General features: G+C 67.7%; 20 protein-coding genes. 5 read left to right on the forward strand and 15 right to left on the reverse strand.

Going from position 1 to position 19,038, the window contains the following annotated elements:
* The first annotated feature begins 48 nt into the window (after positions 1-48).
* Complete coding sequence (locus BKH33_RS12285) at positions 49-1,134, forward strand: serine hydrolase domain-containing protein (protein ID WP_050998529.1); 1,086 nt, start codon at positions 49-51, stop codon at positions 1,132-1,134.
* 117 nt (positions 1,135-1,251) lie between these two features.
* Here the strand turns inward: BKH33_RS12285 and BKH33_RS12290 are convergent, their stop codons facing one another.
* The 3 genes from BKH33_RS12290 to BKH33_RS12300 form a co-directional block, all read right to left on the reverse strand.
* On the reverse strand, positions 1,252-2,175 hold the full coding sequence (locus BKH33_RS12290) for a tyrosine recombinase XerC (protein ID WP_003783943.1): 924 nt from the start codon (positions 2,173-2,175) through the stop codon (positions 1,252-1,254).
* Between the two features lie 53 nt (positions 2,176-2,228).
* Positions 2,229-2,588: an ArsR/SmtB family transcription factor gene (locus tag BKH33_RS12295; protein WP_003783921.1), complete on the reverse strand. Its 360-nt coding sequence runs from the start codon at positions 2,586-2,588 to the stop codon at positions 2,229-2,231.
* Between the two features lie 79 nt (positions 2,589-2,667).
* The gene (locus tag BKH33_RS12300) at positions 2,668-3,579 is read right to left on the reverse strand and encodes a DMT family transporter (RefSeq protein WP_003783956.1); all 912 of its coding nucleotides are present in this window, start codon (positions 3,577-3,579) and stop codon (positions 2,668-2,670) included.
* Between the two features lie 304 nt (positions 3,580-3,883).
* Between BKH33_RS12300 and BKH33_RS12305 the strand changes: the two genes are divergently transcribed.
* Positions 3,884-4,633 carry a hypothetical protein gene (locus BKH33_RS12305; RefSeq protein WP_003783915.1) on the forward strand — a complete coding sequence of 250 codons (750 nt, stop codon included), beginning with the start codon at positions 3,884-3,886 and terminating at the stop codon, positions 4,631-4,633.
* A 60-nt stretch (positions 4,634-4,693) separates the two neighbouring features.
* On the opposite strand, the gene BKH33_RS12310 is transcribed toward BKH33_RS12305, so the two are convergent.
* From BKH33_RS12310 to rpsP, 12 genes are all read right to left on the reverse strand, one after another.
* Positions 4,694-6,049 (reverse strand): DNA-processing protein DprA, encoded by a 1,356-nt coding sequence (locus BKH33_RS12310; RefSeq protein ID WP_076072340.1) that lies wholly within the window; start codon positions 6,047-6,049, stop codon positions 4,694-4,696.
* Complete coding sequence (locus tag BKH33_RS12315; protein ID WP_076142778.1) at positions 6,046-7,614, reverse strand: YifB family Mg chelatase-like AAA ATPase; 1,569 nt, start codon at positions 7,612-7,614, stop codon at positions 6,046-6,048. Before BKH33_RS12315 ends, BKH33_RS12310 begins: the two co-directional genes overlap by 4 nt.
* Positions 7,605-8,195 carry a YraN family protein gene (locus tag BKH33_RS12320; RefSeq protein ID WP_003781536.1) on the reverse strand — a complete coding sequence of 197 codons (591 nt, stop codon included), beginning with the start codon at positions 8,193-8,195 and terminating at the stop codon, positions 7,605-7,607. The genes BKH33_RS12315 and BKH33_RS12320 overlap by 10 nt, the downstream gene beginning before the upstream one ends.
* A gap of 154 nt (positions 8,196-8,349) precedes the next feature.
* Positions 8,350-8,658, reverse strand: a complete 309-nt coding sequence (locus BKH33_RS12325) for a DUF2469 domain-containing protein (protein ID WP_003781502.1) — start codon at positions 8,656-8,658, stop codon at positions 8,350-8,352.
* 85 nt (positions 8,659-8,743) lie between these two features.
* Positions 8,744-9,463 carry a ribonuclease HII gene (locus BKH33_RS12330; RefSeq protein ID WP_003781479.1) on the reverse strand — a complete coding sequence of 240 codons (720 nt, stop codon included), beginning with the start codon at positions 9,461-9,463 and terminating at the stop codon, positions 8,744-8,746.
* On the reverse strand, positions 9,460-10,659 hold the full coding sequence (gene lepB / locus BKH33_RS12335; protein WP_003781510.1) for a signal peptidase I: 1,200 nt from the start codon (positions 10,657-10,659) through the stop codon (positions 9,460-9,462). Before lepB (BKH33_RS12335) ends, BKH33_RS12330 begins: the two co-directional genes overlap by 4 nt.
* Positions 10,660-10,779: 120 nt before the next feature.
* Positions 10,780-11,127, reverse strand: a complete 348-nt coding sequence (rplS, locus tag BKH33_RS12340) for a 50S ribosomal protein L19 (protein WP_003781493.1) — start codon at positions 11,125-11,127, stop codon at positions 10,780-10,782.
* Between the two features lie 241 nt (positions 11,128-11,368).
* Positions 11,369-12,274: a signal peptidase I gene (lepB, locus tag BKH33_RS12345; protein WP_003781484.1), complete on the reverse strand. Its 906-nt coding sequence runs from the start codon at positions 12,272-12,274 to the stop codon at positions 11,369-11,371.
* Positions 12,271-13,692 (reverse strand): tRNA (guanosine(37)-N1)-methyltransferase TrmD, encoded by a 1,422-nt coding sequence (gene trmD, locus BKH33_RS12350; RefSeq protein WP_003781498.1) that lies wholly within the window; start codon positions 13,690-13,692, stop codon positions 12,271-12,273. The genes lepB (BKH33_RS12345) and trmD overlap by 4 nt, the downstream gene beginning before the upstream one ends.
* Positions 13,689-14,237 (reverse strand): ribosome maturation factor RimM, encoded by a 549-nt coding sequence (gene rimM / locus BKH33_RS12355; protein WP_003781528.1) that lies wholly within the window; start codon positions 14,235-14,237, stop codon positions 13,689-13,691. Before rimM ends, trmD begins: the two co-directional genes overlap by 4 nt.
* A gap of 318 nt (positions 14,238-14,555) precedes the next feature.
* A complete protein-coding gene (locus BKH33_RS12360; RefSeq protein WP_003781480.1) occupies positions 14,556-14,792 on the reverse strand; it encodes an RNA-binding protein in 237 nt (78 codons plus the stop codon).
* Position 14,793: 1 nt separating this feature from the next.
* A complete protein-coding gene (rpsP, locus tag BKH33_RS12365; protein ID WP_003781530.1) occupies positions 14,794-15,267 on the reverse strand; it encodes a 30S ribosomal protein S16 in 474 nt (157 codons plus the stop codon).
* A 1,082-nt stretch (positions 15,268-16,349) separates the two neighbouring features.
* Between rpsP and BKH33_RS13760 the strand changes: the two genes are divergently transcribed.
* From BKH33_RS13760 to BKH33_RS12380, 3 genes are all read left to right on the forward strand, one after another.
* Positions 16,350-16,949 carry a hypothetical protein gene (locus tag BKH33_RS13760; protein ID WP_143228577.1) on the forward strand — a complete coding sequence of 200 codons (600 nt, stop codon included), beginning with the start codon at positions 16,350-16,352 and terminating at the stop codon, positions 16,947-16,949.
* 100 nt (positions 16,950-17,049) lie between these two features.
* Entirely contained in the window at positions 17,050-18,069 is a 1,020-nt protein-coding gene (locus tag BKH33_RS12375; RefSeq protein ID WP_003781475.1) for an ABC transporter ATP-binding protein, read from the forward strand.
* Positions 18,070-18,119: 50 nt separating this feature from the next.
* The gene (locus BKH33_RS12380; protein WP_003781534.1) at positions 18,120-19,004 is read left to right on the forward strand and encodes a hypothetical protein; all 885 of its coding nucleotides are present in this window, start codon (positions 18,120-18,122) and stop codon (positions 19,002-19,004) included.
* The last annotated feature ends 34 nt before the right edge of the window (positions 19,005-19,038 follow it).

The following is a 19,038-nucleotide window of genomic DNA, read 5'->3' on the forward strand; positions in this document are numbered from 1 at the left end:
TTTCGGGCACAACCCCTTCAAAGACATCTCGTTGAGAGAGGCGGAGACATGAGGCCCTCCGAGTCCCTCCAGCACTGGTTCGAGACCTCCCTGCGGCCCAGGCTGCAGAGGATGGTCGCAAAGCGACGCCCAGACCTGCCGGCCCCGCAGGTGCTCATCATCGCCCCGGGGGTGAGGTTCTCCTTCGGTGAGATCGACCGGCCTTTCCATACCGCGAGCGCAGGAAAACCCTTCGTGGCGGTCGCGGCGGCACGCCTGGCCCAGCAGGGACTGCTGTCCCTGGATGCGCCGATCGGCGAGCTCGCCCCGGGCATCGATCTGTCCGCGCTACCCGCCGCTCCCGGCGTCATTCTGTCCCGGGAGCTGACCCTGAGCCGTCTGCTCAGCCACCGCTCAGGACTGCCCGACCCGGTGCAGCCACCTCGAGGACGGTCCACCGAGTGCTCGCTGGACCGCCTCATGCGCCAACCCGATCGCCGGTGGGACCTGGCCGAGGTGGTAGCGCAGTGCGCGGGGCTGCCGTCCCTGGGCCGTCCTGGTCAGAGCTTCGCCTACGGGGACACCAACTACGCCCTGGCTCAGTGCGTGCTCCAGGAGGTCACCGGCCTGTCCGCCCACGAGGTGCTGCGCACCCAGGTGTTCCAACCCGCGGGGATGACGCGCACGGGTCAGCCGCACTCCACGGCCACCGATGAGGAGCTGGCAGGTCTGAAGATCGCTCCGGTCTGGGTCAAGGGTGCGGAGATCAGCCATGCCAGGGCGCTGTCCGTCGGGTCCGCTGACGGCGGCGCGGTGACAACCCTGGAGGACATGGTGCGGTTCCAGGAGGCCCTGCATGAGGGAGACCTGCTCGACCGGGATCTGCTGGCGCGCCTGGCCCGGCCCCGCTCCCGCCTGCGCGCGGGCCTCCACTACGGGACGGGCCTGGCCACGATCCGCTTCGGTGAGTTCATACCCTTGGTCCTGCGGGGCCTTCCCGAGCCGGTGGGAGGCCTGGGCCTGTGGGCGGTACACAGCTTCTTCTACCCGCACCAGCGCGTCCATGTCGTCATGAACCTCCACAGCACTGCGCAGATGCAGCGCAGCTTCGCGCTGCACATCGCGATCGCCCGTCGCCTGGCCCGCTTGTCCTGAGCCGCACTCCCCCACTGGCGGGCCCTCGGATCGGGCGCGCATTGGGGTGTCCGTGGGGCCCAGACCTCACACGGCGTCAGCCCGCCACGGTGCCGTCGGATGGACGTGCTCGCCGTCTCAGGCGCGGGGAAAGGCCTGCTCGTAGACGCTGCGCAACCGCTCGGCCGAGACATGGGTGTAGCGCTGGGTGGTAGCCAGAGAGGAGTGGCCGAGCAGCTCCTGGACGCTGCGCAGGTCCGCTCCCCCACTCAGCACGTGGGTGGCTGCGCTGTGGCGCAGTCCGTGCGGGCCGAGATCGGGGACCTGGGCGGCGGCGCACAGGCGGTGGACGACGTCGCGCACCGCGCGGGGATCGATGCGTCGTCCTCGCATCCCCAGGAAGAGCGCCGCTGCGGCGTCGGGAGCGCAGATCTCTGCGCGCCGGCTCAGCCAGCCCTCCAGGGCCCTGGCGGCGGGCAGCCCGTAGGGGACGGTTCGTTCCTTGCGCCCCTTGCCCAGGACGCGCAGCGTTCGCTGAGAGTGGTCGAGGTCGGTGACGTCGAGGCCGACGAGCTCGGAGACGCGCACGCCGGTTGCGTAGAGCGTCTCGATGATGGCCAGGTCGCGTGCGGCCAGGGCGTTCCCGTCCGCGGCGAGTTCTGCAGCAACCTTGAGGAGCTGTGCGGCCTGCTGGGCCGTCAGGACTCCCGGCAGGCGGTTGTCGACGCGGGGCGCACGCAGGCGCGCGGCGACGTCGGAGGTGAGCACGCCCTCCTCGAAGGCCCAGGTGGAGAAGGTCCTCACCGAGGCCGAGCGGCGAGCCAGGGTGGCGCGCGAGTGCCCGCTCGCGGCCTGCGCGGCGAGCCAGTCCCGCAGGTCCGCCAGATCGAGGGTGGCCAGGGCCGCCTCGACGGGCTCGGCATCGCCCCCACCGACGCCAAGGAAGCTCAGGAGGTCGCCGATGTCGACGAGATAGGCTCGCACGGTGTGCTCAGACAGGTCCCGCTGCAGGGCCAGGTACCCGCGGTAGGAGGCGAGGAGATCGGCGCGCGTCCTTGGCATGGCAGACTCCCTTTGATGGCGGTTGTCGCAAGCGAATGAAATGGGGAGATGAGTTATATCAGCGTGGCGACCTGTGAGCGGACCTCGGCAATACGCGTCTCATTGCGTTTGTAGTGGGTCCATTTCCCAATACGCGTAGAGGTCACCAGCCCTTCACGCTCCAAGGCGCGCATAAAGGCCGATACGGTCGACTGGGCAAGCCCAACCTTGTCAGTGATCTGCTTGATGCAGACCCCGTACTCATCAGGGTCCGCGATCCCCTGCTCAATGGGGAACTCCGCCCTAGGGTCGCGGAGCCACTGAAGGATCTGAAGGCGCACCGGGTGAGCGAGAACCTTGAGAGCGTCCACCATCCCGCCCAGGTCAACACGTTCCGAACGACCTTCCAAATGGCTTTGTGCGTTCTCCGGCATCTCCCTCCTTCCGCCGCCGCTCGAGGCTCCGGCGAGCATATCACCCGCTCGGAATCCGACGTTCTGACGCCGAGATACATCACGAACCGAGGACGATCCTGGCCCAGTAGATGCTGACGATGAGGATCACCACGCCGAGGAGCTGAGAGAGCGTCAGGGCCTCTGAGAAGAGGAGATAGGCATAGACGGCTGCGGCCACGGGCTGGAGCAGGGCGAACAGCGACCCGAGCTGCAGCGACATGAAGTGCATGGCGTGCGCCATGAGGGTCTGCCCGAGTATCTGAGATGTAAGCGCCAGGGCAACGAGCAGCAGCCAGCCGGTCACGGAGTGCGGAAGCAGACTCTCTCCACGCAGTATCGCCACCACGAGACACACCGCAGCGCACCAGAGACTGAGTACCGCCATGATGCGCAGCGCGGGGTACCGCCTTCGCAGTCCCTGGACGACAACCAGAAATCCCGTGTAGAAGAATGCCGTGGTCAAGGCCATCACATTTCCGAGCAGGTGGCGCGGGTCCGTATGAACGCCGACCGGAGTCAGGAGCAGTAGTCCCCCAATCGCCAGGATCGCCGGAAGAACGAGCCTGACGTCTGGAACATCCCTGAAGAGCACCCACCCGTAGATCGCCGCGGCGAAGGGAACAAGATTCGCCAGGAGATTGGACTCCGCCAGCGTGGTGTAGAAGAACGACACGTTCCACAGACACAGGTCGATCGCCAGGAGGGCTCCACCCAGAGCAATGGTGATATGGTCACGAAAAGGCATGCGTTCCTGCTGTTGGGTGCCGCGCCGGAGACCGGCACCGATATCGAGCAGGAACAGCATGGGGGCGGAGATCAGGGACCGGAAGCCGCCGGTTGCGATCGGCCCTGCCTCACTGAGCCGAACAAACACTCCCCCGAGCGCCAGACATCCCACCGCGAGCACCGCGCACGCGATCGCTCCTCCTGTCGCCCGACCACCGGCAGCACGGCTCAGATGCTGCACCATCTTGCCCCCTTCCTCTTACCTCTCATTGCTTCTGACACCGACCGCACCGGCCTCAGGAGGCTGGTGCCCGCATCCAGCCCGGCGACGCACCTCGCACCAGCACCATAACCCATACATCGACAATATGCGATAGATCGATCTTTCGGGGTCGCTAACAGGGTGAGCGCCAGCCGTCAATAGGTAGCAAGCCCTTTCTACCGTTCGGACGGTCGTGGCATTCTGACAGTGAGGATGTCGCCGCCCTTCGCGACCGTTCCCAGGCATCCAGGACCGTCTGACATTGACATCTGAAGGAGTAACGACGATGAGTGGAGAGCCTCTGCTCCTCGACTTCGTTGGCGAGCTGTTTCGGATCACGCCTGAAGTCCCCTTCCAGATCGGCCGAGAGGGCGATCTCGTGCTTGATGAGGACAACCTCTTCCTCCATCGGCGCTTCCTCATCATCGAGCACGACGCCGGTCTGTGGTGGGTGGCCAACATCGGCTCCCGGATCGGTGCCACCATCACCGAACGCTCCGGTACCTCCCGCTCGTGGGTGGCTCCCGGTTCCAGGGTCCCCCTGGTCTTTCCGGACATGGCAATCGTCTTCACTGCAGGTTCCACGACCTACGAGATCCTCCTGCAGGTCCCCTTCCCCGGCTACGAGCTCTCCCAGAGCAGGGACGTGCCGCTCGGCGACGGCCAGACCACCGTGGGCATGGTGAATCTGACCCGAAACCAGCACCTGGTGACACTGGCCCTGGCCGAGCCCTGGCTGCGACGCACCGGCACCGGCCCCGTCGACCTGCCTCGCAACGCCGACGCGGCTGCCCGCCTGGGCTGGAAGATCACCCGTTTCAACCGGGCGCTGGACAACGTCTGCGACAAGCTCGACCGCATCGGAGTCAAGGGCATGCGGGGCGGCCCACGCATGCACGCCTCCTACAGGCGCACTGCCCTGGTCGACTACGCGCTGACGGCCCGGCTCGTGACCATCGAGGACCTTCCGCTACTGGACCAGGAGGCCCAACGGTCCCGTCAGGAGCTCTTGGCGTCCTCCAGGACCGCCTTCTGATGACGTGCACCCGGTTGGCACCGACGAGTAGCCACCGGCGCCGGCACCGGTTTCCAAAGACTAACGACGTCGCCGCCAGCCGGCGGAAGTGCGTTCTGCCTTCCCCATGAGCTCCAGGACCCCCAGGGCCGCAGTGGTCTCCTTCGAAGACAGGCCCGAGGAGCGGGTAATGGCCTCGGTGGTCGCCGAGGCTCGGGCCGGCATGGCGTCCAGGACAATGGAGGCGGCCGGGTCCAGTCCGTCCAGCAGCCCGTCTCCCGCCAGCCTGGGATCCTGCTCCTTGACGGCATCGGCATCGACGGTACCAAGCGGTGTCAGGAGCTCGAGGGCGTCATCGGTATCGGTGATGCAGACCGCCCCCTTGCGCAGGAGGCGGTGGCAACCGACCGAGGACATGGAGGTCACCGGCCCGGGAACCGCGCCGACCTGTCTGCCCAGCTCGAGAGCGCGGTGCGCGGTGGACAGGGCTCCCGAGCGCCAGGCCGCCTCCACCACGATCGTCGCCCCGGAGATCGCCGCGATGACACGGTTGCGCGAGACGAACCGGTGACGGCCGGGCTGACAGCCGGGCGGAACCTCCGCCACCAGCGCCCCGGCAGCAATGACCGCCTCCAGCACCTCGGTATTCCCGACCGGGTACAGGCGGTCCACTCCCCCGGCGGAGACCGACACGGTGGGGCCCTTCTGCAGCGCCCCGCGGTGAGCGCAGGCGTCGATACCGAAGGCACCCCCGGAGACGATGAGACCACCCTTGGCCGTCACTCCCGAGGCCAGGGACGCAGCCACCCCCTCACCGTACCGGGTGGAGGCTCGGGCCCCCACCAGAGCCAGACACAGCCCGCTGGCAGGCCCTGTCGGCATCCGGTGCTCACGCACAGGCCGGCCGGCACTCGAGGTTCTCTGAGCGTCGTCGTCCTCAACGATCCTGTCCCCGTCTCCCCGAACGTCCTTGTCCTCCAGCTCCTTGCCACTGACCAGCAGCGACGGGTCACCACGCACCCACAGGCAGAAGGGCGGCTGCTCCAGCTCATCGAGCCCCGGAGGCCACCAGGCGTCTCCTGGAAGGACGAGGCTCCCCCCGAGGCGGTCGAGCACGTCCAGCTCGCGACGGATGTCGAGTCCTTCCAGACGCGGCGCCCACCGCGCGGCCACCTGCGCCCAGTGGGCGCCGGCGCTTCCGTTGCGGGAGGCACCCGGGGGTGGTTCCGGCACCGGCGGGCGCGGAGCGCTGCGCACACGCCCAGAGGAGTCGATGGCCTCCTCCAGCAGCCACCTCAGGGCGGCGCTCGGCCCGAGCCGGTCCACCAGCATCGTCGCGGCGGCACTGGCGGGCTCGGCCAGGCGGGACCAGGTGGCGCGGACCAGCGCCGGGTCATCGATGTCATAGGGCAGGCTGCTGGTGAGTCTGAGAGTCACGGTCGTACTCCTGAGGTCCTCAGGGCCAGAGCGGTTCCGATATGGGTGAGGGTGAGCGCCTCGGCACCCTCGAGGTCGGCGAGGGTCCAGGCCAGTCGGAGGACCCGGTCCACCCCGCGCAGGGAGAGGTCCCCACGCTCCAGGGCGCTCATGAGCCGGCGGCTGAGCGGTGCACTCAGTCCGCCGTCGGGTCCCCTGAGGAAGGAGCCCGGCACCTCGGCATTGAGCCGCCAGGGAGTACCCGCCAGTCGGCGCTCCGCGGCACGCCGGGCCCGCAGCACCCGCTGCGCCACCACGGCGCTGGACTCGCCGCTCGCCGGGCAGGCGAGATCCGTGGCACTGACCGCTGCCACCTCGACCTGGATGTCCACCCGGTCCAGCAGCGGTCCGGACAGCCGCGAGAAGTAGCGCCTCCGTTGCAGGGACGTGCAGGTGCACTCCAGTCCCCGGCCACCGGCCTTGCCGCACGGGCAGGGGTTGGCTGCCAGAACGAGCTGGAAGGCGGCTGGGTAGCTGGCCCGTCCTCCCACACGGTCAATGGTGACCGTCCCGGACTCCAGGGGCTGACGCAGACAGTCCAGGACCCCGGCACTGAACTCGGGGGCCTCGTCGAGGAACAGCACGCCGCGGTGGGCCAGGGAGACGTCCCCGGGGCGCGGTAGGCCAGATCCGCCTCCGACGACGGCGGCCCGGGTGGCGGTGTGGTGCGGAGCGCGCAGCGGCGGCCGGGTGATGAGGCCGTGGGCGGGGTTGAAGGTTCCGGCCACGGAGTGGATGGAGGTGACGGTGACGGCGTCGGACTGCTCCAGGGGCGGCAGGATCGAGGGGAGGCGCTCGGCGAGCATGGTCTTTCCCGTCCCCGGCGGCCCCACCATGATGAGGTGATGGCCCCCGGCCGCCGCGACCTCAAGGGCCTGGCGGGCCTCCGCCTGCCCGACGACGTCGGCCAGGTCCGGCGGCTCGTCATCCCGGGCCAGGACCGCAGGGGCGTCCCTCCCGGCCTCGGAGATCTGCTCCACCGCGGCGGCCACGCCTTCACTCAGGCGCCCTCCGTAGCGCTCCACGAGCTGACCGATGTGGCTGATGGCGCTCACCCGAGCATCAGGAACTAGCTCGGCCTCGGCGGCGGCCTCCTGGCCGACGACGATCTCCCTCACCCCGGCTGCTACCGCCGCCTGGACGGAGGGCAGGATGCCGCGCACCGAGTGCACCGAGCCATCCAGACCGAGCTCGCCGATATACACGGTGCGCCCCAGGGCCCCGGCAGCTGACCGACCGAGCCGGCCACGAGCTCCCAGCACGGCCAGCGCCAGCGCCAGGTCCAGCCCGGTTCCGGTCTTGCGCAGGTCCGCCGGGGAGAGGTTGACGGTCAGGCGCTGCTCGCCCCAGGTGACGCCGCACGTGCTCAAGGCGGCTCGGACACGTTCACGGGACTCGCGCACAGCCGCGTCGGGCAGACCGACGAGGGTGAATCCGGGCAGGCCCTGGGTGGCGTGGGCCTCGACGTCGACGATGTGTCCGGTCAACCCGGTCAGGGTGACCGCGAGCGTGCGTGCTAGCCCCATGACGCGCCCACCGCCCGATGGTGGCGCAGCAGCGCAGGACGCGCGTCGCGCAGGAGGATGGAGATGACGTCGAGGCGCAGGCCGGCGCGAGGAACCTCGTGGGTGGTGACCCAGGCGGCCGTCAGGGCTCGAAGCCGGGCGAGCTTGCGGGGGTCGACCGCAGCGGCCGGCGGTCCTTGACGCAGGGAGCTGCGGGTCTTGACCTCCACGACGACCAGCGTCGGTCGCACCGACGTCCGCGTCATCTGCTCCGAGCCGATGGATTCATCTCCTGGCTCCCGGCCACCGGGGGCTGGTTCGAGGGCGATGATGTCGAGCTCTCCGCGCAGCCCGTGCTCCGGGCGCCAGTTGCGCTCCAGGACCTTCCAGCCGATGTCCTCCAGGTAGGTGGCGGCCAGCTCCTCTCCGTAGCGTCCGGTGCGCAGGCGGGACGACGGACCGGCCGCGGCTCCTGGGGCTCTTGGGGCTCCTGCGGATCCTCGATTCCCGGTGGGCTCGGCGGGCACGGCGGGGAGGGCGGCGCTGGAGCGCGCGGCGATCACCGTTCTGCCTGCTGCGACTGCTGTGACCGGTTCGGTCATGCGAATCACCTCCGCCACTAGCCTGAGGCCGGATCCGCCGGTCCGCGCAGCGACCCCATCAGGTCTGTGGAGGGCGCTGGCAGAAGCCGTCCTGTGGCCCCCTGGGCACCCTGCTGCTCAGCGGACAGGGCTCAACGAGAGCCGGGGTGTGGTGCTAGGAGGAGGGGATGTCCATCTCGAGCTTGGTGAGCTCCTCGACGTTGACGTCCTTGAAGGTGACGACGTGGACGGACTTCACGAACCGGGAGGCGCGGTAGATGTCCCAGACCCACGCGTCCTCGAGGGTGAGCTCGAAGAAGACCTCCCCACCGCTGGTACGTACCTGGACGTCGACGGCATTGGCCAGGTAGAAGCGTCGTTCGGTCTCCACGACATAGGAGAACAGAGAGGCCACGTCGCGGTACTCACGGTACAGCGAGAGCTCCAGCTCGTTCTCATAGGACTCGAGGTCTTCTGCGCTCACCGGGCCATCATGCCTGCCGACGGCGCCTGGACCCGGCAGGCCGCGGGGGCGAGTCGGCCTGCCCCGGCCATGTCGGCCCGAGGCGTCAGCCGTGATGCTGGTCCAGTCCTGGCAGGTGCCAGCTGCGCCTGTGCTGGTCGCTGGCCCCCAGGTCGGCCAGGCCCTTGATGTGGGCCGGTGAGGCGTAGCCCTTGTTAGAGGCCCATCCGTAACCGGGATCGGCGAGGTCGATCATGAGCGAGTCTCGCTCGACCTTGGCCAGGACACTGGCTGCGGCGACGACGGCGTAGCGGGCGTCGGCCTTGACCTCCATACGCACCGGCGGCGTAGGAGAATCCGCGGCGGGACCGGGTGCCGTCGATGCCGGCCGTGCTTCCAGGGCGGTGAGCAGGTCCGGCTGGGGGACAGTGAGCCAGTCGGCGACGCCGTCGAGGATGATGACGCCAGGGGCGTGACCGCGCTCGGCAACGCGCTGCAGGGCTCGCAGACCCGCCAACCGCAGGGCGCCGACGATGCCGTGCTCATCGATTTCGGCGGGCGAGGCGTGGGCAACGGCGGAGTCCACCAGCCAGTCGCGCACGGGGTCGACCAGGCCTGTGCGCGCACGGGCCGTCAGCTGCTTGGAGTCGGCCAGTCCTTCGGGGAAGTCGTCGTCGGTGCAGCGTCCTACGATCGCCAGTCCTACGCTGACCGGCCCGGCGAGCGCTCCACGACCGACCTCGTCCAGTCCGCCGACGTACTCATGGGCCTGGAGCAGATCCTTCTCCAGGCACCGGTCGGGACGGGGCCGGGACCGGGGGCTCACCACGTCCGTTCCAGATCTGTCCCCGATTCCGAGTCGATCCGGCCCGGTCCGGTGTGCTCGGAGCCGTTCGTCGCCTCACCGGTGTCGCCCTGCGAGTCGTCCGGGACCGTGCCGTCCTCGACCTCGGGGTCGGAGGGCGTCGTCTCCTCAGACGCCGTCCGACCGTCGTCTGACGCGGGGCTGGTCCGGGAGGAGGATGAGGAGGGCGCAGAGGTGTCCTGAGCCGGTACCTGTGAGAAGGCCTGCTCCCCGCCCTGCAGCCACCCCCACCGGCTCGGGTTCGTCCACTGGTAGACCACCTTGGCCACCCCGACGACATTCTTCAGGGGCACGAAACCACCGTGGGCATCATCGCGGTGGTAGCGCGAGTCGGCCGAGTTGCCGCGGTTGTCCCCCATGACCCATACGTATCCCTGGGGAACCGTGACGTCGAAGGACGTCAGGGACGGGGACTGGCCGTCCTTGACGTAGGGCTCCTTGATCATGACGCCGTTGACGCTCAGCGTTCCCTTCCCGTCGGCGACCACGTGGTCGCCTCCCACACCGATCACCCGTTTAACGAGGTGGTGACCGGTGTGCTCGGGCAGGAGGCTCACGGAGACCATGACCTTCTGGATGGCGCCACGCAGTCCCGTCGGCTCCTCGACATGGAGCCAGTCGTCGGGGTCGGTGAAGACGACGACGTCGCCCCGGTCGATGCGGTCGGAGTCGAACATCGTGACCGCAACCTTGTCCCCGTCACGCAGGGTGCGTTCCATGGACCCCGAGGGGATCTCGTAGGTCTGGACGACGAAGGCCTTGAACAGGGCGGGGACCAGGAGGATGACTGCTAGGACGAGCAGCGCCCGCGTCAGCCGCTGCCCCAGGGAGCTGGTCTCAGGCGGAGGGATGGCGGGGGCCACGTGCCGACGAGGCTGGATCGAGGGAGGCAGATCCACGGGCTCGTCGTCGGGTTCGGGGTCGGCATCGGGATCGATGAACGGGTCGTAGTCCCACTCCTCGCTGTCATCGAACAGTTCCGGCTTCGAGGGCGCGTCCTCCGGTTCCGCAGACTCACCGCCCTCCTGGGGAGAGTCTGCGGACGGGGCGCTGCAGGAAGGGGTGATGGCGGACCTGGAGGCCCGGCCGATCTGCGAGGGATCGGCCTGTTTCAGGTCCAGTCCGACGTCGTCGGCCTCATCCTGCGCCGGTCTCACCGTGCTCCTTCCCTGTCAGTCGATGTACGCGATGTACGTTATTCGCCGCCATACGGCGGTCAGAGATGACGAGCGCCCGGAGCCCGTAGGCTCCGGGCGCCGTCTTGAGAGCGCGGGCGCTCAGTCCTCGCGACGCTCCTTGATCTTGGCGGCCTTACCGCGCAGGTCGCGCAGGTAGTACAGCTTGGCGCGACGCACCTGACCGCGGGTGACGACCTCGATCTTCTCGATGGAGGGCGTGTGGACGGGGAAGGTGCGCTCGACGCCGACGCCGAAGGAGACCTTACGGATGGTGAAGGTCTCCGAGACGCCGCCGCCCTGGCGCGCGATGACTACGCCCTGGAAGACCTGGACGCGGGTACGGGATCCCTCAACGACCTTGACGTGGACCTTGAGGGTGTCCCCGGGACGGAAGGAGGGGATGTCGTCGCGCAGTGATGCGGCGTTGATCTCGTCGATCAGGTTCATGTTTCTCTCCACACCCGTGCCACTGGTCAGGAGTGCTGGTTCGGCGGCGCCGCGCCGTTCGGGGCAGCGCCGGAGGTGGACGCCCCTGAGCTCCTTCGAAGCGACTTCCTCCCCAGTGGCAGAGGAGCCGCAGGACCCAGGTGCCCGCTCAGTTTGCCACAGGCTCGCGTACCGGACGAGCGTGCTACCCCAGTCGTGCCTGAGTTCACGCGTTCCTCACGTTCCGGAGCATGTCTATCGGTCATCCGCCGGAGCCCGCCAGCGTACTTGCCGGTGCCGGCTCGGCCGGATCGGTGGGGAGCGCCGTCGGAGTGGATATCGGTTGGGGAACCTGAGAGAAGACCTGGCGGCCAGAACTCAGGCCGGACCAGTGGGAGTAGGGCCACACGACGTGCTTGGCGACGCCGACCACGTTACCCATGGGCACGAAGCCGTGGTGGGCGTCGTTCTGGTGGTAGCGGGAGTCCGAGGAGTTGGATCGGTTGTCACCCATGACCCAGATGTAGCCCTCCGGCACGGTGACGTCGAAGGCGAGGTCTGAGGCCGATCGCCCGGGCTTGAGGTAGTCCTCGTGGAGCTCGACGCCGTTGACGCTCAGGGACCCGTTCCCGTCGGCGACGATGTGGTCTCCGGGCATGCCGATAACGCGTTTGATGAGGTGGTGACCGGCGTTCTGGGGGAAGATGCGGATCGCGACGAGGAAGTCCTGGGCCACGCCCTGCAGACCCGTGGGCTCCTGCGTCATCAGCCAGTGATCAGGATCGGTGAAGACGACGACGTCGCCTCGCTCCACGGTGTTGGAGTCGTACATGGTCACAGTGACGCGGTCGCCCTCGTTGAGGGTGTCCTCCATGGATCCCGACGGGATGGTGAAGCTCTGGATGACGAAGGTGCGGATGAGGGCGATGATCACCACGGCGACCACCAGGTAGGACAAGGTGATGCCCCACTGCTTGAGGCGGTAGGCGATCCGCCTACCCACAGAGGCGGACTCTGCCGCTCCACCGTTGTCCCCTCGAGCGGCTCTGTCGCCCCGGCCGTTTCCCTTGCTTTCACCGTCACTCGGGCGCTGGGAGCCGGCCTGGGTGACAGGGTCACCGGCACTGTCGGCCGTGTCCTGAAGATTCTGATCGTTGTGACTGCTCATAGGCCTTCTCCTGTCCGCCGGGTCATGACGACGTCGTGAGCATCCTGGCCTCCGACGTTGTAGGTGCGAGTCCCGACCTGGCGGAAGCCGGCCCGCTTGTAGGCCTTCTGGGCGCGCTTGTTGGTGATGTGGGTGCCGAGCCAGAGCAGGCTCGCCCCGCGGGCGGCGGCCTGCCGTGTCACGGCGCTGATGAGCGCCGGGGTGAGTCCCGAGCCTCGCATGGCGGAGTCGACGTAGACCTTGGACAGCTCACCGACGACCTGTCCCGGACGAGCCCGGACACAGGCAGGACGAGGATCGATCCCGGGGGGAGGTTCACCTGCTGCGTCGTGCTCCTCCCGCAGTACGGCGGCGTAGCCCACCAGGTTGGGACCTCCTGACGTCTCGGTGGTCTCCGTCTCACCGGATGTTCGTATGCCGGGCAACGGCGCAAGCAGCTCGGCGACGACGAGGTCGACGCGCTCGTCGCCGGCCCAGGTGGAGAACAGCTCGGGAACCAGGTTCGTGGCGATGTGCCGGGTGATGGACTCGGGGGCGATGACATGCTCGCAGGCATCGGGGAAGGTGCGGGCGGCCAGGTCTGCCAGCGCCTCGGCGTCGCGCGCGGTGGCGGGCCGGATGCGCACCGGCACCGGATGAGCCGCCCCGACCGGCGTCGCCCATCCCAGGGCCGCCAAGGTGGCACGGTCCTCGTGGTCCAGGAGCGCGGCGTCCAGGCGCGTGATCATGTCGGGGCGACGACTGACGGTTCTGGCAATGGCCTGGTCCCGCCGACTGCGGGCGATGCGGGCGTGGTCGCCGGACAGCAGGACGGGGTCCACGTCCAGGTCGCGCCACCGGGTGGGGCGGGTGTGGACGGGGTACTCCAACAGGCCCGCGGCTCCGTGGGACTCCTCGACCAGTGACTGGGGGTTGCCCAGGACACCGGGCAGGAGGCGGGCGATCGCCTCGATCATGACGACGGCGGCGACCTCTCCCCCGTTGAGGACGTAGTCGCCGATGCTCAGCTCACGCACCTCGACACCGCGAGAGGCGTAGTGCTCGGGAACGCGCGCGTCGATGCCCTCGTAGCGGCCGCAGGCGAAGACCAGGGAGTCGGCACCGGCCAGGTCCTCGGCGGTGCGCTGGCTGAAGACCTCACCCGAGGGGGTGGGGATGATGAGGACCTGACGACCGGCGGTGGCGGCATCCCCGGCGAACACGTCATCGAGGGCCTCGCCCCACACGTCGGGCTTCATCACCATGCCAGCGCCGCCGCCCAGGGGAGTGTCGTCGACGGTGCGGTGACGATCATGGGCGTGGTCGCGCAGGTCGTGGACGCGTAGGTCGAGGTCGCCTCGGTCGGCAGCCCTCCCGATGAGGGAGAGGTCCAGAACCTTGAGGTAGTCGGGGAAGATGGTGACGACGTCGATCCTCACCGGGCCTCCTCCACCTCACCGAGTCCGGGGAACAGCCCACCGGGCGGGTCCAGGGTCACGGTGCCGGTCTCCGGGTCGATGGCCGGCACGAGCGCGGCGACGAAGGGAACGGCCACGTCATCGCCCTCGGGGGTGGTGACCACGAGTCGGTCCTGGGCAACGCCTGGCTCCAGGTCCGTGACCTCTCCCAGCAACTCGCCGGAGACGCTGAGCGCTCGCAGCCCGACGAGCTCGTGGCGGTACCAGGACTCATCATCCTCCTCCGAGCTCATGGCGTCGTCGGAGGCGTCGTCGGTCTCGACCAGGAGCCGGACTCCCCGCAGGGCCTCGGCGGCTGTACGGTCGCGCGCCTGCTCGAAGGCGGCGAACCAGCGCGAACCGTCGAAGCGTAGACGACTGACCGTGAGGGGCCCGGCCTGGACCGGTTCGGTGGGGACAGTGGTTCCGGGCGCGAGGCGCCCCTCGGGGTCATCGGTACGGATCTCGAGACGCACCTCGCCCTTGAGGGCATGGGCGGGACCGATGACGGCGAGGGTGAGCAGCACCTGTCCTCCTGGGATCGGGACGTGGAACGGTTGGCAAGGGATCTGGATGTCTGACGCCAACCTACCGCGCCCCGGCTGACGTTCCCATCGGCCACAGGGATGAGGTGGAGCACCGATGGCGTGAGGTTGAACGCCCCCGCCCAGGTCTGTCTCCTACCTGCTCGGCCGACCGGACAGATCAGCCGGGGCTTAAGGACGCAGATCAGCCGCCGAAAGGCGACGGTGCCCGGCCCCCTCATGGGAACCGGGCACTCGTGTCGATCGGTCAGACCTGCCGAGACCGACACGGTCAGCTGTGCCGACCTGAAGACCCTGCGTTCAGCGACGGTCGGTGTCGACGACGTCGACGCGCACTGACGAGTCCGCCAGCGCTCCCACCACTGTGCGCAGCGCTCGAGCAGTACGGCCCGAGCGGCCGATGACTCGGCCGAGGTCCTCGGGGTTGACCCGCACCTCCAGCAGGTCGCCGCGGCGCAGCGACCGAGAGGTGACGGTGACGTCGTCGGGATTGTCGACAATGCCCCGTACGAGGTGCTCGAGGGCGTCGGCCAGCATCTCAGGCCTCCTCAGCGGCGGCCTCGGCGGTCTCCTCAGCCTCGGCCTCAGTGGCCTCAGCAGCCTCGGCCGCCGCAGCGGCCTCCTGCTCGGCCTTGGCCTTGGCGGCGGCTGCCTTGCGCTTCTCGGCGTCGTCGGCAGCGGCCTTGACCGCAGCCTCCTTGGCGACCGTCGCGGCGTCGGCGTCCTTGACCTTGAGGGTGCTCTCGACACCCTTGAGGCCCTTGAACTGGTGATAGTCGCCGGTGATCTTGATCAACTTGTAGACGGCGTCGGAGGGCTGGGCGCCCACACCGAGCCAGTACTGGACACGCTCGGAGTCGATGCGGATGAGCGAGGGCTCCTGCATCGGGTCGTAGACACCGATCTCCTCGATGACACGACCATCGCGCTTCTTGCGGGAGTCGAGGACGACGACCCGGTAGAAGGGGGCAAACTTCTTACCCATGCGCTTGAGGCGAATCTTGACTGCCACTTGGTTGAACTCCTGGTTCTGGATGGTTTGGCGCGCGCTGGTCCCCGGTGGGGTCAAGCAACGGTTTCCGGCGTGAGCCGAGACGCGACCGGGGCCGGGAGAGGGACCGACGTCCAATCGAGTACAGCCGGACATTCTGCCAGAGCGTCCGACGGCGTCGCCAGTCCGAGCCGGGGCACCGCCCCACCACTCGGTGCGAGATCGCCCACAGGCAACAGACAACCAGCGGGTTCGATGGGGAACTCAACCGCTTCGCACGCCACACGCCATGGATGACAATACGGTCATGAAACCGCCTTCTCGGAGCATCCGCCCTCCCGGCGCCCCAACATCGATCCGGCCGCCACGCTCCAGAGAAAGTTTTCCAACGCGCCATTCCTTCCAGTCATTGCGACAGCCTGCACCCCCTTCTCTTGGGATCTTCATCCTGGTCGTCGCGCTTGTGATAGGCATAGGCACCGTCGCCCACCTCCAAGACCTTGCAGACCCGAGTGCACCCCCAACGACCATCCCAGCGAGAACGCTGCGACGCGCCCCTCTCCCACAGACTCGTCTCAAGCAAGCAGCGCTCCCTCGGCGGCCACAGCCACACCACAAGTAACGAACGACTCCTGGCCGGAGCAGTGGCGCATTGAGACCGGCATGAAGGCACCGTGGGACTCGAATGAGAGGTGGAGCTTTTATCGAACGGGAGCCACATCGTTATCTACGAGAACGATATCGACAGGACCACCTCGGCGCGCATTTACAAGCTTATTAACGGCCAACCGATACTGACCATAGAAGTACCACCCTCAACACGCACTCCAGCGGGAATCAACAGCACCTCGCTCATTTACTCTCGCCAATTCATTGACCTTGAGACAGGCGCAGCGACAGACACAGGCTGGGACAAGACGGCCACTCCAGTTTATATCACCAGCGAGCTCATCGTGGCTTGCTCACCGGAACCAATCACGTGCTCCGCATGGGATATGAACGACGGGACCCCGACCCAACGCTGGTCCCAGGCGTACGCAGGAAGGTTGGTCCACTCGTGGGAGATTCAACATGTCGGCGACACAAGCAGTGGATACATTAAAATGCCTATCGACAACACCACTCATTTCGTATCACTGACCGACGGAACACCCCACAACTCACAGTCATCATCAGATCACCCTGAGTTTATTGCTGCAGCCGATGGGTGGATCCGTATTAGATCATGGAAGGACAACGCAACCCTCACCCCCGATGGCACCCCAACAGGATCGTTTTCCACCCCGACCGCTCGCTCCTCGGCAAAAGCAGCACTGTTAGAGGGAGGCTCCGGCACCCCTAAGATTAGCGAGCTCCGCCGCGCTTATGAGTCGGAAGACATCTCCTGGGCGAACACATCTCTGGTGTGCACGCAAGACGGCGGATGCCGATTCAACGGCAAGCCAGTATCTCTTCCTGGCGATTCACACTGTAATTTCTCGAGACTTACCGATGGGTACGTGCAGAACAACTGGACCGTTAGTCCTGACGGCCGTTTTGTCATCATGAAAACACGATCCCGTACCAAACAGAGCACGGCCTGCATCGTCGACATCGCCCAAGGAAGGGTGACCGAACGCAGGATCGCGATCGCACCGCGAGGAGACCTTATCATTGCCGCCGAGGGAACCACTCTGGTGGGATATTCTCCCGATCACCAATAACAGCCGCATCAAGTCGAGCCGTTGCCGTATGACACCTGTCATGCGGCTGCGGTGACAGCGCTCAGTACCGGGAGCCGCGGGCCGGCGGGAGCCTGGGGCCATGACCCGAACCACCACAGCCCCCGTCACTCACTCCCCGGGATCCTGCCCTCAGGTCGGGCGCACAGCTCCAGCCCCCGCGATTGACTCCCGTGGCCTGCGCAAGCTCTTCGGCAGCCTCGTCGCCGTCGACAACCTCGACCTGACCATCCGGCCCGGAGAGGTGGTCGCCTTCCTGGGCCCCAATGGCGCTGGCAAGTCCACCACCCTCGACATGATCCTGGGACTGACCCGGCCCGACGCAGGGACGATCGAGCTTCTGGGGACCTCTCCCAACCAGGCGGTCCAGGCAGGTCGCGTTGGTGTCATCTTCCAGGACGGCGGTCTCCTGGACGACTTCACCGTCGGGGAGACCCTGCGGGTCGTGGCCTCGATGCAGCCCCGGCACTGCGACGGCGTCTCGCGCGCTTCCAGGCTCGACGACGTCGTCAACCAGGCGCATCTTGGCCAGGTCCTCACCCGCAGAGTGAGCCGCTGCTCGGGAGGCGAGCGCCAGCGCCTGCGCCTGGCCCTTGCTCTGCTGCCAGACCCCGACCTTCTCGTCATGGACGAGCCCACCGCCGGAATGGATGTCAGCGCCCGGATCGCCTTCTGGGAGACGATGCGCACCCAGACCCGCCACGGCCGCACCGTCCTGTTCGCCACCCACTACCTGGAGGAGGCGGCCTCCTTCGCCGACCGCATCGTCATCATCGCCCGTGGCCGCCTGGTCGCCGACGGCAGCGTCGATGAGATCCGAGCCCTGGGCGATGGCGCCCTGGTCACCGCCACCTGGCCCGGGATCTCCGAGGAATCTTTGGGTCAGCACCTGGCCGACTGTCCCGCGGCCAGCAGCATCCTGCACGCGGTCGTCCACGGTGAGCACGTGGAGCTGCGCACGACGGACTCCGACGCCGTCGCCCGCTGGCTGCTGAGTACCACCCCCGCCGAGCACCTGGGCATCGGCGCCGCGAGCCTCAACGAGGTCTTCACCGCTCTGACCTCCGACGGCTCTGACGGCGCAGCCCCGTCGGCGCCTTAGCCCACACCCATCACCCTGACCACCATCACCACATGCATTGAGGCCGCATCATGACCGCGACGTCCCAGACATCCTCTGACTCCCCAGTATCCGACTCCCCTGTCGATCCCGACGCGGGCGGGCTCACAGATCGATCACTTCGTCCGGGAGGGCTCAGGCCCGCACGCCCTCTCCTGACCTACCTCTGGCTCGACCTCTTCCGGAGCCTGCGCGAGCCGGCCAACCTCTTCTTCGTTGTCGCCTTCCCTCTGGCGATGTACCTCGTCTTCGGTCGGTTGAACGCGTCCGCTGGGGACTACGGTCCGCACGCCCACGGCAACGTCTCGGCCTCGGTAATGCTCGCCATGGCCTCCTTCAGTGCCTGCCTGGGTGCCACCAGCGCCTCGGCGACGGCCGCTGTCGAGCAGTCTGCGGGCTGGGGCCGGCAGATGGCCGTCACCGGTGGCGGTCTGCGTGGCTACCTGGTGGTCAAGACCGGAACCGCAGTGGGAACAGCGGCTCTTCCGGTCATCGTGGTCCTCACCGCCGGGGCACTGACGGACTCGCAGACGGAGGGCTGGGTCTGGGCCGCCAGTCCCCTCATCTGCCTGATCGGGGTCCTGCCCTTCGTCCTGTGGGGGCTGGCCGCCGGGATGTGGCTGCCGTCCTCGGCATCGATCGGTATCGCGACCTCCTTGGTCTCCTTGTTCGCCTTCATCGGCAACACCTTCATGCCGCTGAACCACACGCTGCTGACGATCAGCCGCTTCACCCCGATGTACGGGTCGACGGCGCTGGCCCGGTGGCCGCTGGGCGAGGGATGGATCTACGTACCGGATCGACCGGCGGGTATCCAGGACCCGCTGTGGATGCCGTTGGCTAACCTGGTGACGTGGACACTCATCTTCGGGCTACTCGTGATCGGGGCCCGACGCCGGGCGACCAGGCGCCAATGAGCTCGGTGACGACAACGATGACGACATCACAACC

It is taken from the genome of Actinomyces naeslundii (genome assembly GCF_001956585.1).
Classification (GTDB): Bacteria; Actinomycetota; Actinomycetes; order Actinomycetales; family Actinomycetaceae; genus Actinomyces; species Actinomyces naeslundii.